We start from the raw sequence: 14216 nt of genomic DNA, 5'->3' as shown, positions 1-14216 counted from the left end.
TTCTAAAAATTTTTATATATAAATAAGTTTAAAAATAATAATATGGAAGTTAACTAAAAATAATAGATTTAAGTTAGAGTAAAATTTATATGTTATGATAAATATAGTTATTAAAGGGTGTAAGAATCAAGAAAGTGTATTATCAATAATTTTAAAAATACAATTGATATTACGTTAATCTTTGAAAATATAAGGAATAAGTTTTAGTAAAAAAAGTAAAATTTAATTTATTAAATATTTTTTAAAATTTTTTATTTGGAGGGAGAAAATTTATATATTAAGATAAATTAATTGTAATCATATATTATGGGAGGCAAAAAATGAAAATTGTATTATCTGGTGTAGTTGGTGTTGGTAAGAGCACTATTAGTAGAGAATTAGCAAAATTATTAAAATATAAAATTATGGACGAGCCAGTTACTAGTAATCCCTATTTAGATGATTTTTATCAAAATCCTTTAGAATATGCTTTTAAAATGCAAGTATTTATGTTGATGGCACGAAGTAAACAATTAAAAGAAGCACAAAATTTTAACAATGTTATTTTTGATCGCAGTATTTTAGAAGATCCTATTTTCGTTGAAGTATTAAAAGCTCAAAACAATATGAATGATAGAGATTATGAAGTGTATTTAAATTTTTATAATAATGTTATTATTTCATCACTTTATTTTGATCCACAAATTAAACCCGATTTAATTGTCTATTTAAAAGCAAATCTTGAAAACACAATTGAACGCATAAACCTTCGTGGTCGTGAATCAGAAAAACATGTACCTCATGAATACTGAAGTTTATTAAATAAAAAATATGAACAGTGATATGAAAAAGAAAAAAATAACTTTAATTTTTTAGTAATTGACACTAATGATTTAACTCCTAAGGAAATAGTGCAAAAAATAATTGATTATATAAAATAAAATTTCTTATTGAAATCAAATTTTTATTTAGTCATTTTTTCTCATGTTATATTAATAATTATTGTTATTTTTCCTTTACTTTAAAGGTAATTACGTTATAATATTGTATGAGTCAAATATTTAAAAATCAAACTTAATATATTTACTCCTTGCTCATCAGAGCCATATGCCCAAAAGGAGGTCTTCGAACATTGGAAGATTTAAAACAAAAGCATAATTATGAAATTATGTACATCGTTGATGATCAAAATCAAGAAAAAGCACAATTAATTAAAAAAGAATTTTGTGAAATTTTAACTAAAAATGCTGGAAAAATTACTAAAGAACAAGATTCTATTCGTCAATTTGCTTATCCTATTAACAAAAAAGTTAAGGGTCATTATTTTATTATTGAAGTGTTAACTTCACCAGAAAACATTGCTAACTTTAATCGTGTAGCTTTAAATAAACAAAGACAATTAGACGTAATGCGTTTTTTGGTTATTAATTTAGATAGTGAAAAAATTAATAAGTTTAAACCAAAACGCCAAGTAGAATCTAGTTCTTTCTCTCGACCAACAAGACCAGGAAATCGTCCTTCTTATAATCGTGATGAAAATGGTGAAAGAAAACCAAGACCAATCGCTGGTACTGAGTCATCTTATCGTACAAAAACTAATTACCAAAATTCAAAAACAAATACTAATAATAATGCATCGAATACTGAACAAAAAGATTAATAAAATCTAAGTTAAAAGTGAGGATAAAAAATGAATATTGTTACATTAATTGGTAGAATCACTCGTGATTTAAAGTTACATCAAACTTCAACAGGAAAACCTTTTACTTTTTTTACACTTGCAGTTAATAATATTCAAAATCAAGCTGATTATATTTCGTGTGTGGCTTGAAATAAAGTTGCTGAAAATATGACTAATTATTTAGTTAAAGGTTCTTTAATTTCAGTTTCAGGAAGACTGTCAGTAAGAAAATCAACAGATCAGAATGGAAAAGAACTATATATTACTGAAGTGGTTGCACAAACTGTTACTTTTTTAGATAATCGTAAAAAAGATAGTAGTGGTAATAACACTAATATTAATTATTCAAAACCAAGAGATGAGAATAAAATTCATTTAGATGATGCTTTTAAAAGTCCTAATTATAGTACTGATATTGCCTTTACTAATACTAATCAGCTTCAAGAAAAAGAAGCGGCTATTCAAAATATAGAATTTGATGAAGAAGATATCATTTGAGATTTAAATAATTAAAGGAGGATAATTATGAACACTGGTAAACCAAGAAATTTTACAAGAAGAAAATCTTGTTTTATTACTAAAAATAATATTACTTATATTGATTATAAAGATATTGAATTACTAAGTAAATTTATGGGTAATAATAACAAAATTTTGCCAGCAAGAACAACAGGTACTAATCCAAAGTATCAACGTTTAATTGCTAAAAATATAAAACGTGCCCAAATCATGGGATTATTAAAATATTCAAGATAAAAAAATTGAGTAAGTTTACAAATCTTACTCAATTTTTATTTATTTTTATCTTAAAAATATTTTATTTTAAATAATAGTTTAAAATTAAAGTAAAAAGACTTTAATAGTATTATATTACATAAAAGATAATGGCTGTTTTTAATATTAGTGTTATAGTATAATTAATAATATTAGAAGGAAGTGACAAAGTGTTCAAATCGTTAAGAAATTATCATTTAATAATGATTGTTTGATTAGTAGTTGAAATTTTAATTGGCTTGACTTATTTTATTGTTAATATTGAGACAGCAGAACAAGTGGTCACTATTACTGTAATTTTAAGTTTAGTTTTAGGTAATTTTATTATTGTTTGTCTTTATATTTTTCTATTTAGTTTATGAATTCGTCATCGTTATATTAACACAGCTGAAATCATAAAATTAAATAATGCACAAGCTTTAACTTTTGGTAGTGTTGGTATGATTGTTTTAGATAGTGATTTATCAATTATGTGAGTAAGTGAATTTTTAGAAGATAAAGGTTTAGGTAGATTAATTGGAAAATCAATTGTTAAACTATCAAGAGATTTAGAACAATTAATTAGTAATAATATTACTCAAATTACACTTAAAATTGAAGATATGCTTTATGATGCTATTTATTTAGTACAAACTAGAACAATTTTGTTACAAGAAACAACTAAATATCATTTCTTATATAATAAATTGCAGCAAGAAAAATTAGTTTTTGGTGTAATTAGTATTGATAATTTTTATAATTCTTTACAAAAATTAAGAGTTGAGAATCAAATTCGTGTTGAAGCATTTATTAAAACTGAATTAAATGATTTTGCTAATAATTATTCAGGTTTATTATTAGGTAATATTGAAGATGGTTACAATATTTTACTTTATCAAAATGAATTTAATAAAGCAAGAAATGATAACTTTCCACTTATTAAAAATATTCGAGAAGGTGTTAAAAAATTTAAAGCAGATATTACGTTATCTGCTGGTTTCTCTTATGGTAATGCTATTAGTAAAGATCTATATGATTTGGCTATTGAAAGTAAAGAGTTAGCAGTTTATCGTGGTGGTGATCAAGTAGTTATTCGTGAATTTGGTGGTAATACAGTTTTTATTGGAGGTACTATTGAAGCAAAACAATCAGAATCTAAAATTAATATTAGAATGTTTGCACAATCATTATATAATGAAATAAAATTAGCAGAAAACATTTTAGTTATGGGACATGCGGCTGCTGATTTTGATAGTATTTCTTCAGGAACAGCTATTATTGAAATTGCTAAAAGCTTAAATAAAAGTGCTCATTATGTTATTAATCAAAATGAAGTTGATGAAAAAACATTAAAAATTCTTCATGAACTTGTTCCTGAAAGTTATATTAGTCGTAATTTTATTACAGGTAAACAAGCACTTAAATTTCTTCATGCAAATACTTTATTAATTGTTGTTGATACTCATAATCCACAACGTGTTGATAGTCCTGATTTATTAAGTAAAGCTGTAAAAATTATTGTTATTGATCATCATCGTGTTTCTGATGAATCAATTAGTAGCACCATTACTTCTTATATTGATGCAGGAACTTCTTCAACAGCTGAAGCAATGACAGAAATTATTTATTATAATGATTTTAATAATATTGAATCAGAATTTTTATGAAATATAATGTTTGCAGGTATTTTAATTGATACTAATAATTTCCAAGTAAGAACAACAAGAAGAACTTTTGAAGCCTGTGGATTATTAACTGATTGAGGAGCTTCTCCTTCTAAAGTTAAAGGATTATTGAAAAATAGTTTAAATGAACTAATTGATAAATTTGCTTTAATTAGTCACGCCCAAGAAATTAAAAAAGGATTTTTAGTTGCTGTTGGTGATGAAAACTTAGAAGTACATACTTCATATTTAGCCCAAATTTCAGAAATGTTGTTAGACTTACGTGATTGTAAAGCATCATTTACTATTGCTTATGATCGTCAAGGACGTGCTTGTTTATCAGCACGAAGCAACGGTGAAATAAATGTTCAAATTATTTGTGAAAACTTAGGTGGTGGTGGTCACTTTAGTGCTGCTGCTGTCCAAAGTAGTAAATTGGGAATTAGAGCATTGTATGATGAATTGGTAAAATTAATTGAAAGTGGCGTATATCAAAGCGAGAGTGCTACTACTGAAAGGTATTAAAATTATTAAAATAGAAAGTGAGATGTTTACAATGAAAGTTGTCCTTTTAACGGATGTTAAAAATTATGGTAAAAAAGGTGAAGTTGTTAGTGTTAGTGATGGTTATGGTAAAAATTATTTATTACCAAGAAAATTAGCTGTAATTGCTACATCAGAAGCATTAAAAATTAATCAAAAAGTAATTGAAAATAAAAAAATACAACGAGAAATGGAATTAGAAGATTTACAAAAAATTAAAGAACAATTAGCTTTAATTACTTTACAATTTAAATTAAAAAGTAATAATGGTAAAGTTTCTGGTGCTATTTCTTCAAAACAAATTTGTGAACAACTAGTGCAAAAATTTAACATTAAAATTGATAAACATAAATTTGTTAAATTTAATCCTATTAATGAATTAGGTATAACTAACATTAATATTAAATTAGATGTTACAATTATTGCACAATTAAAGGTTGAAGTTTTAGGAGAATAATTATGTCTAACAATGGTCAATATATAAATAATGCAGAAGTTAATGTTTTAAGTGCGATGATTCAATCATCACCAGCATGTGAAAGTGCATTAAATTTATTGGCACCACATGATTTTACAATTAATTCTAATCAAATTATTTTTAAAACAATTACCAATCTTTATAAAAATAATTCTGGTATTGATATAACAACTATTGCCGAAGAATTAGTTAAGCAAAATAATTTGGATAAAATTGGTGGAATTGAATATTTATCTTCTTTAGTGGCTCAATATATTACTGATGCTAATTTAAAAGAACACATTGATATTTTGATTGAAAGAACTACTAAACGACAATTAGAAAATGCTTTAAAAAATATAGGTAAAGAGTTACAAAGTGAAAAGTCAATTAATGAAGTTTTAATTGCTGCTGAAGCTCAAATTGTACAAGTAAGTAGTGAACGTAATCATGAAGAGATGTTGCCAATTAGTGAACACATTGATGATGTGGTAACTAAAATTGAACAACTACAAAAATCAACAGTTAATATTACTGGTACAAGTTCAGGTATTAACAATTTGGATATGATTACTAGTGGTTTTCAGCGAGGTGACTTAATTATTTTAGCAGCTAGACCTTCAATGGGGAAAACCGCCTTAGCACTTAATTTTGCTTTAAATGCTGCTAATGAACAAGATAATAAAAACGATGTTGTTGTTATTTTTTCATTAGAAATGCCAAAAGATCAATTAATTACAAGAATGATTTCTTGTCAAGGACATTTTGATGCTAATCGTTTACGTAATAAGTCTAAATTTACACAGGCTGATTGAAATCGTATTAGTGCTACTGCTGAGCAATTGAAACAAAAAAGAATTATTATTGATGATACACCTGGTTTAAGAGTTTTAGAGTTACAAACTAAATTAAGAAAATTAAGTCGTGAAAATAGCATTAAGTTAGTAATTATTGATTATTTACAGTTATTAACTGGTAGAGATAGTGAATCACGTCAACAAGAAGTTTCAAATATTTCTCGTAGTTTAAAAATTTTGGCAAGAGAATTAAGAGTACCAATTGTTTGTTTATCACAATTATCAAGAATGGTGGAGAGACGTGAAGAAAAACGTCCTTTAATGTCTGATTTACGTGAGTCAGGGGCTATTGAACAAGATGCTGATGTAATTATGTTTTTATATCGTGATGATTATTATAAGGAAAAAAATAGTGAAGAAACAACAAGTTCACAAGAAAGTAATCTTGCTGAAATTCTTATTTCTAAACATCGAAATGGCCCAACAGGAAAAGTAGTAACTGTTTTTATTCCAAAATGAGGTAAGTTTGAAAATTATACAGGATAAAAATAATAAAAAACCTAAAATTTAATTTTAGGTTTTTTTAAAAGAAGTTAATAAATTAAATTAATTAGTTTTTATTATCCTTCTGGATTTAAACTTTTAAATAGTTTTCCTTTATTATCACTAATTTTAGTTCCAGCGTAAACAGTGCCATTGACATTTAATAAACTATGTACTTCACCCCCACTGCTACTTCAACTAAAAATACCAATTGCTACTGTATAGACAACTTTAAATAATCTTCCTTTACCATCAGTAGTTGGAATGGGGCACTTGGCACTTAGCCCTTTTTACTAGACCATTAATTTAAAAAACCTGAATGTATTCGAAAAACAATTGTGTTATATAATTAACACTAATTTTGACATGAAAGGATTTTTATTAATGGATAAAATTAAACAAATAGAATTATTTATTAGAAAATTAAATATTAATCAAAAAATTAAAATTATTGATCATTGCAAGAATCAATATTTGATTAGACATCTTTCTCAATATCTTCAATTAAACAGATCAACATATTGCTTTTTAAAACAAACAAAAACCTATTAAAAAGAAATAAATCACCTTGATCATTGTAATATAAATATAAAAAATTATGCAAATTTTTAATTGGAATTTCATTCTAGAAAAGGTAAATTTATGGATATTTACGAATTTTTTTCAGCATTTAAAGAATGATTAAAACAAGAAAAACATTCACTTAAATATAGAGATTATCCAACCGACAAATGCGAAAAATTATGAAAGATCACAACATCAAGGTTTAAAACAAACTAAAAATAATAATAGTAAAAATAAAAAAGACTGCACATAAATGAATACCTACAATGGATAAAGTTAACAAAATTATAAAATCAACTTCTTCTAATCAAATTTGATCAATGGATACTAAACAAATCAATACTAAAGAAAGGCTGATTATTCTTTTGGTAATTATTGATGGCTTTCTCCCTTTATGTACTATTTTAAATTTTATCACATAAATGCTGAGAAAGCCTATCTACGGACTTCTCCCCACATTTTTAAATCAAACATAGCATTACAATTTCAAAAACTAGAGTATCTTATTGAATTTATATGCAGCTTCTTTGCATATAAATGAACATGATATTTTAACTTTGATGTGTTTTAAATGTTCTTCTTATATGTTTTCAAACTGATTCAATTTGGTTAGTATTTACACAGTTTTTGAAACATAGCTATCTTGATGATTGACTGTTTCATGTAGTGAAAAACAGATTTAAAATCACCAATATCCTTTTCAAAAATCGAATAATACATGACACTTTGAAGAAATGTGGTTTCTTACCAAACTTCAAAAGATTTTTACTTTTTGCATTTTTCAATACTTTCACAATTAATTTATTGGTTGTTTTTTTTTTTTTTTTTTTTTTTTTTTTTTTTTTTTTTTTTTTTTTTTTTTTTTTTCATAGAAATCAAGCAATCAAGTTTCTTCTTAAGGATCTTCCTTGTTTTTTAAAACTTCATATGAAAGATACATTTCATCCATTTACTATGCCCTCAACAATAAATTACTGATTCTTGTTTGGCACAAGTTCTGATTTTATGACCCATTCTTCAAGCAGTTTTCAGAGATTTACCCCCAATTCTTTTTGCAACATCCAGTTGATGGAATTCCATGTTTGGTGTTTATTATCTAAAGATGAGATAAAACAAGATTTCAAAAAATATTTGTGACTTGTAAAAAATGTTGCCATGAAGAATACTAAATGTTTGATGACATTTCAAACATCTTATTCTTCTTAAATCAGAAGTATTCAAATTTGTTCAATAACACCTGATACATTTATTTTCCTTCAAACTTACTATATATTTCAAACAATCTTGTTCTGTTTGAAAATGTTATTGAACTCATTCAATTTCATTGTTTCCTCCACAAGTATTACATGTGGGAGAAGTCCATTGATTTTTATTCAAATAATACATTGATTATAATACTGCTTCTAATAAATCATATAAGATTTAATAAAACCTGCTCTTGAAAAATAACACAACAATTTTCTTTAAAACAAAGTAAAGCGTTATTTTACATTCAGATAATGCTGCTGAATTTTATTGCCGAACATATCAACTGAACTATTGACAAACAAATAATCTTAAGCAAGCAACCTTATGATATTGGCGGTAATGTTCTATCAGAGGACAGGAGTTCTCACATTTATCTCAAGAATGATTACCCAAAGGTTCAAACCAATATTTAACAATCAATGAAGCTATAAATGATGTAAATCAATATGTTATGTTTTATAATTATGAAAGAATACATTCTAAATTTCTAAAACCACCAATTTTACAAATTAAAATTTAGAAAAAAAGTATGAAAGTGGTCCAGTAATTAGGGCCAACCACCAAATTATGATTAGGTAAAGGTTTATTATTTGATAGTGAAAAAGAAAATATTTTAAAATATTTTACTAATAAAATTATTAGTGATAAATGATTTGAAAAATTATATAAATTTGGAATACAAGAAAGTTTACTTGGAAAAGTATATATAATGCCTATTATTTATAAAGATAATAGTACAAGTTTAAAAGTATTACCTAATTCATTTGCTGGTAGAGTTGCTAAATATAATGAAGAAGAACAATGTGCAGAATTCTTTTTTATAAATGAACAAGCAGATAGTGCAACTTTAACTTGAGTAATTGCTGAAAATGGAAAAATAAGATTTGAAACTTATAAAAATGATAATAAAAATGAAAAAGAAATTATTTTAGGAACAGCACATACAAAATTAAAACCTAATTTAATACCAAAATATAGTTATGAAATTAAAAATCCTTGAAATTATTTACCAATATTAGAAATAACAAATTTACCAATGGTTAATTTTTATGGTAATTCAACAACATTAAATGCATATCCAGATACTTATCCAGTTTGAAATTTAATTGAATATTATCATAAATCTTATACTCAAAGAAATGTTGATAGAGAATTAAATGTTACAACTTTATTTGGTGCATTTGATAATGAAACTGTTAAAAATATGATTGAACATGGAAAAATTATTGATAATCCTAAAAAAAATATTGTAGTTAATGTAGGTACTGCTGGCTATAATAAATCTGGTGCTGGTGGTATGGAAGTTATACAAGGTGATTTTAAAGCTAGTAATTATATTTTAGATAAAGATGATTTAGGAAAAGATATATGAAATGGTGCTGGATATGATTATAATGAATTTTCTGGTGTAAATTATGAAAATAAAACTAAATCATTAATAATAAAAATGATATGGAAACTACAGAAACTAAAATAAGTCATTATTCATATTATTTTATAGATTTTTGATATGTTATTAATTCATGAAAATTTATGAGATGGTGGTGATAGACCTTATAGTTTTAAATTTTACCTATTGCTATATGACTGACCAATTATTAAAACAAAAATGATTAGTCAAGATTAGCAGATAGAACAATATCATATACACAAGCTGTGCTGAATTAGATGAAGTAACAAAACAACAAACAAAAAAACATTATAAAGAAATAATGGAAGAAGATAAGAAGAAATAAAATTATTAGGAGAAAAGAAAATGATACATCAACAAATTCAATTAATGAAACATCTACATCTTCAATTAAAAAAGACAACAATTGCTAATTAAAGGTGTAGTTATTGAAAATATTTCCATTTATTAATAATGGAGCAATTCCTTTAACTGAAACAGTTATAAACACAGTAATAGTAAAATAGAGTGATTTTGGACAATATGAATTAATATTAACTGGTACTACTCCAGTTGTATGTATTTGAAAAATAGTGCAAAAATATATCAAAAAATAAAGGTAAAATTATTGAAGAGAGCACATATAAAGTTAATGGTCAAGATGAATTTATACAAAACAATATAAAATTGGTGATTATTGAAATGCTTATTTAATTGATGATACAAGTGGTGTTGATTTTAGTAATTTACCAAATAATCAAATATTTAAAACAGTACAAACAAAAAGACAATATACTTTAGTAATGTTTGAAGAACATATTACAATTGATGATTATTTACAATTTTTTTGTGTATTTAATGATGAAAATGAAAATATTGGTGGTAATAGTGGTAAAAATCAAGATAGACAATTATTATATATTTCAAATGTAACAAATTATTATAGTCCTTATAATGGTGCATTTAGTATGCAAGTATTAACTTTTAGTAGTTTAAATGATAGAGTAGTTTCTACTGGTCAAAATACACTTGATTTTGTACAATATGCAAGCCCAGGTAGTGGTTATGCTTTCCCTACTATTCAACAAGGAAAAGTAACTTTAAATCGTACTTTAATGCGTGATATTGGAGTAAGATATAGTCATAGACAAAGTTATGGATTAGAATTATTATCAAGTTGTTATTATTATGGAAGACCAATAATTCAAGGACAAGAACCAATACAGTGGTTGGCCCTAATTACTGGACCACTTTGGTGGTTGGCCCTAATTACTGGACCACTTTCATACTTTTTTTCTAAATTTTAATTTGTAAAATTGGTGGTTTTAGAAATTTAGAATGTATTCTTTCATAATTATAAAACATAACATATTGATTTACATCATTTATAGCTTCATTGATTGTTAAATATTGGTTTGAACCTTTGGGTAATCATTCTTGAGATAAATGTGAGAATCAGTTTTCTGATAGAACATTACCGCCAATATCCCCTTAAGTTGCTTTTGCTTAAGATTATTTGTTTGTCAATGGATTCAGTTGGATATGTCTTGGCAATATTAAAATTCAGCAGCATTATCTGAATGTAAAATAACTTTTGATTTGTTTTAAAGAAAATTGTTGTGTTATTTTCAAAGAGCAGGTTTTATTAAATCTTTATACTATTTATTAGAGCATTATTATAACTAACAACATTATTTGAATAAAAATCAATAATTACCAAAGGTATAATCAGCCTTCTTTAGTATTGATTTGTTTAGTATCCATTGATCAAATTTGATTAGAAAGTTGTGATTTTGCCTTTTTGTTGACTTTATCCATTGTAGGTATTCATTTATGTGCGATCTTTTTATTTTTACTATTATTATTTTTAGTTTGTTTTAAACTGGATGTTGTGATCTTTCATAATTTTTTCGCATTTGTTTTGTTGATAATTCTATATTTAAGTGAATGTTTTTTCTTGTTTTAATCATTCCTTTTAAATGCTGAAAAAATTCATGTAAATATCCATAAATTCTACCTTTTCTTGTGCAGATGAAATTCAATTAAAAATTTGCATAATTTTTTTGATATTTATGGTTACAATGATCAAGGTGATTTATTTCTTTTTTAATAGGTTTTTGTTTGTTTTTGAAGTAATATGTTGATCTGTTTAATTGAAGATATTGAAAGAATGTCTAATCAATGTGTTCTTTGTGATCCAATAATTTTAATTTTTTGATTAATATTTAATTTTCTAATAAATAATTCTATTTGTTTAATTTTATCCATTAATAAAAATCCTTTCATGTCAAAATTAGTGTTAATTATATAACACAATTGTTTTTCGAATACATTCAGGTTTTTTAAATTAATGGTCTAGTAAAAAGGGCTAAGTGCCAAGTGCCAAGTGCCTATTATTACTGATATAATAAGTCAAAGTTTACATCAAGGTGAAGAAAGACATACATTTTATAGTGATAATCCTTTTACTTATCAAGGTGATTATAATGAAATATCAATTGCACAGATTTAGATATAATAATATGGGTTATTTAACTGGTAATGCTTTTAATTGAACAACACAATATAAATTAAATCATGATGAATATGAAGAAACTGAAGAAACTACATTTAGTTATCCAGCAAATATATTACCACCAAGTCCTCAAAATATAGCAAAACAAATTGTAATAATTCCAGAAAATCCAAGTATAGAAGTTAATATACCAGAAACACATATATTTACTCATACAAAAGATAAATTAATATGAGACTATAATTCATGAGTAGAAAATGTAGTACCTAAAATCAAACCATTAGAAATAAATATTAATTTTAAAGATTATTTAGACCCTACATTATTAATCAAAACTTTTAATGATTTAAAAAGATATTATAAAAGTGTAGATGTATATTTACATTATGAATATGAAACAGATGAGTTTATTAATCATCAAACAGACGGTTGTTCTACAACTGAAATTTTTAAACCATCTAAAATTCAAGATTTGATTTTTTCAAAAGATTTAAAAGAATTATTAACATATAATAATTCATTAAACTTAAAATATTACGAAGAAAACAATACCACATATCATGGATTATATGCTGGATATTATGGTAATGGTAAAATAGGAATAGAAGTTGATAGAAATGAATATAATTTATATAATATTGAAAATACTTATATGCAAACTAAAATTGAAGATAATATTACTACACAAAGCATTGAAAATCAAAAAAATACATTATTAGGTTTTTGTGATTTATCTGATAAAGAATTTAAGTGAAAAATACAATTCTTCCCTAATATTATGCAATTAGAACTTGGTATATTTAGTGAAAAAGCAGTTTTAGGTTTAATTCAATACATAAGATATTATAAATATTATAAATTAAATATTTCAAAAATTGTCTTTAACCCAAGATAATTATGTTATAATCAAAATAAAAAAGTAAGGATAATTTTATGTTTTTATTAGCAAGTATAAGTAAAATATTAGCAATTAAATTAGCAATAATGGGAGCTCTTTTTTTAATATTTACTTTAATACCTGGTGTTCTGCTATTTTGTCATTCTGTATATGAAAATAAAAAAATAAATTTTAAAGAAAAAAAAACCATTATTGGTACTATATTTTTAATATTATCAATTTTATCTTTTATAGAAGTAATAATTTTTACGACTATTACTTAGTAAATTTCCCCACAATCTTAAATATTAATGTATAATATAAAAATACTTACCTAAGGGGTTAGAAAAGGTAAGTTATTGATGTTATGTGTTATTTATCTCATAGTTAGACTTAGGTTGGCACCTAATTAAAAAGTTACCTTAATTGGTAACTTTTTTTATATTGAGAAGATAAATGCATTTCCACTTATAGTTAAATGACCTTCTGTTATTTCATTCATTCCTAATATCATATCAAATCCATCTTTTTCCATAGAATTATTTTCTATAAGATATGCTGTTGTAGGAATTAAAAAACATGAATCATTATAACTTCTTTTATTAAAACTTAATCTTATTGGTTCTTTATTATAAATACCTAATATAACTTCATATGCATTTGTTTTCATATCTTTGTCAAAAATAGTACTTACAAATTTTTCTTTACCAAGTGGTTCTAATTTTAATTCATTAACTATTTTCTTAGTTATAATAGATGAGCCAGAACCAGTATCAATCATAGCTCTATATTCTTTAACTGGTTTATTTTCGCTATAAATAATATTACCATTTTCTAATTTTCCGCTACCGAGTACAACTTTTATAATTATTCTATTATTTATTATTGGTAATGATATCTTTCCCATATTAATAAACTCATTGTCTTTCTTTTGTTAATAATTGTTGTACAGAATATGGTTCATTATTAAATTTTTTATGAGCGGTAAAAAAAACTTCTTTATATGTCTTATATATTCCTACTATATTTTGATTTTTCAATAAAACATAATAACCAATTTTATCTTCATTTTCTTTAATTAATTTTTCTTTATTTTTTTGAAATCATTCATAATTTTTATCAACTTCTTCTTGATATTTATCTTTTTTCATATTTTCACCACCTTTCATATATTATCATTTTTTTAGTACTTATTTACTCCTTAT

General features: G+C 24.6%; 17 protein-coding genes. 14 read left to right on the top strand and 3 right to left on the bottom strand.

Annotated features, from left to right (window positions below):
- The first annotated feature begins 320 nt into the window (after window positions 1–320).
- The 11 genes from M0D11_RS03355 (at window position 321) to M0D11_RS03305 (ending at window position 10926) form a co-directional block, all read left to right on the top strand.
- On the top strand, window positions 321–920 hold the full coding sequence (locus tag M0D11_RS03355; protein ID WP_252320085.1) for a deoxynucleoside kinase: 600 nt from the start codon (window positions 321–323) through the stop codon (window positions 918–920).
- Window positions 921–1111: 191 nt separating this feature from the next.
- Window positions 1112–1639: a 30S ribosomal protein S6 gene (gene rpsF, locus M0D11_RS03350; RefSeq protein WP_174481287.1), complete on the top strand. Its 528-nt coding sequence runs from the start codon at window positions 1112–1114 to the stop codon at window positions 1637–1639.
- Between the two features lie 30 nt (window positions 1640–1669).
- Window positions 1670–2173 carry a single-stranded DNA-binding protein gene (locus tag M0D11_RS03345; RefSeq protein ID WP_174481286.1) on the top strand — a complete coding sequence of 168 codons (504 nt, stop codon included), beginning with the start codon at window positions 1670–1672 and terminating at the stop codon, window positions 2171–2173.
- Window positions 2174–2185: 12 nt separating this feature from the next.
- The gene (gene rpsR, locus M0D11_RS03340) at window positions 2186–2416 is read left to right on the top strand and encodes a 30S ribosomal protein S18 (protein ID WP_252320083.1); all 231 of its coding nucleotides are present in this window, start codon (window positions 2186–2188) and stop codon (window positions 2414–2416) included.
- Between the two features lie 188 nt (window positions 2417–2604).
- On the top strand, window positions 2605–4602 hold the full coding sequence (locus M0D11_RS07215) for a DHH family phosphoesterase (RefSeq protein WP_252320081.1): 1998 nt from the start codon (window positions 2605–2607) through the stop codon (window positions 4600–4602).
- Window positions 4580–5077: a 50S ribosomal protein L9 gene (gene rplI / locus M0D11_RS03330; protein WP_252320079.1), complete on the top strand. Its 498-nt coding sequence runs from the start codon at window positions 4580–4582 to the stop codon at window positions 5075–5077. Before M0D11_RS07215 ends, rplI begins: the two co-directional genes overlap by 23 nt.
- 2 nt (window positions 5078–5079) lie before the next feature.
- A complete protein-coding gene (gene dnaB / locus M0D11_RS03325; RefSeq protein ID WP_252320077.1) occupies window positions 5080–6420 on the top strand; it encodes a replicative DNA helicase in 1341 nt (446 codons plus the stop codon).
- Window positions 6421–6783: 363 nt separating this feature from the next.
- Complete coding sequence (locus M0D11_RS03320; protein WP_252320075.1) at window positions 6784–6969, top strand: hypothetical protein; 186 nt, start codon at window positions 6784–6786, stop codon at window positions 6967–6969.
- Between the two features lie 278 nt (window positions 6970–7247).
- Window positions 7248–7403: a hypothetical protein gene (locus M0D11_RS03315; protein WP_252320073.1), complete on the top strand. Its 156-nt coding sequence runs from the start codon at window positions 7248–7250 to the stop codon at window positions 7401–7403.
- Between the two features lie 1535 nt (window positions 7404–8938).
- On the top strand, window positions 8939–9706 hold the full coding sequence (locus tag M0D11_RS03310) for a hypothetical protein (protein WP_252320071.1): 768 nt from the start codon (window positions 8939–8941) through the stop codon (window positions 9704–9706).
- Window positions 9707–10422: 716 nt separating this feature from the next.
- A complete protein-coding gene (locus tag M0D11_RS03305) occupies window positions 10423–10926 on the top strand; it encodes a hypothetical protein (RefSeq protein ID WP_252320069.1) in 504 nt (167 codons plus the stop codon).
- Between the two features lie 799 nt (window positions 10927–11725).
- Here the strand turns inward: M0D11_RS03305 and M0D11_RS03300 are convergent.
- The gene (locus tag M0D11_RS03300; RefSeq protein WP_252320067.1) at window positions 11726–11905 is read right to left on the bottom strand and encodes a hypothetical protein; all 180 of its coding nucleotides are present in this window, start codon (window positions 11903–11905) and stop codon (window positions 11726–11728) included.
- Window positions 11906–12005: 100 nt separating this feature from the next.
- On the opposite strand from M0D11_RS03300, the gene M0D11_RS06830 reads away from it, so the two are divergent.
- From M0D11_RS06830 to M0D11_RS03290, 3 genes are read left to right on the top strand one after another with little or no spacing between them, the layout of a single operon-like run.
- Window positions 12006–12131, top strand: coding sequence for a hypothetical protein (locus tag M0D11_RS06830; protein ID WP_256468389.1), 126 nt, complete (start codon window positions 12006–12008; stop codon window positions 12129–12131).
- On the top strand, window positions 12106–13029 hold the full coding sequence (locus tag M0D11_RS03295) for a hypothetical protein (protein ID WP_252320065.1): 924 nt from the start codon (window positions 12106–12108) through the stop codon (window positions 13027–13029). The genes M0D11_RS06830 and M0D11_RS03295 overlap by 26 nt, the downstream gene beginning before the upstream one ends.
- A gap of 38 nt (window positions 13030–13067) precedes the next feature.
- Window positions 13068–13295 carry a hypothetical protein gene (locus tag M0D11_RS03290; protein WP_252320063.1) on the top strand — a complete coding sequence of 76 codons (228 nt, stop codon included), beginning with the start codon at window positions 13068–13070 and terminating at the stop codon, window positions 13293–13295.
- A 155-nt stretch (window positions 13296–13450) separates the two neighbouring features.
- On the opposite strand, the gene M0D11_RS03285 is transcribed toward M0D11_RS03290, so the two are convergent.
- Both M0D11_RS03285 and M0D11_RS03280 read right to left on the bottom strand, forming a co-directional pair.
- On the bottom strand, window positions 13451–13918 hold the full coding sequence (locus M0D11_RS03285) for a retropepsin-like aspartic protease (RefSeq protein WP_252320061.1): 468 nt from the start codon (window positions 13916–13918) through the stop codon (window positions 13451–13453).
- A 1-nt stretch (window position 13919) separates the two neighbouring features.
- Complete coding sequence (locus M0D11_RS03280) at window positions 13920–14162, bottom strand: hypothetical protein (protein WP_252320059.1); 243 nt, start codon at window positions 14160–14162, stop codon at window positions 13920–13922.
- Window positions 14163–14216: the final 54 nt, after the last annotated feature.

Origin of the sequence: Spiroplasma endosymbiont of Lariophagus distinguendus (assembly GCF_023846195.1) — a bacterium.
GTDB lineage: Bacteria > Bacillota_I > Bacilli_A > Mycoplasmatales > VBWQ01 > Spiroplasma_E.
This window is presented reverse-complemented; position numbering and strand designations above follow the sequence as displayed.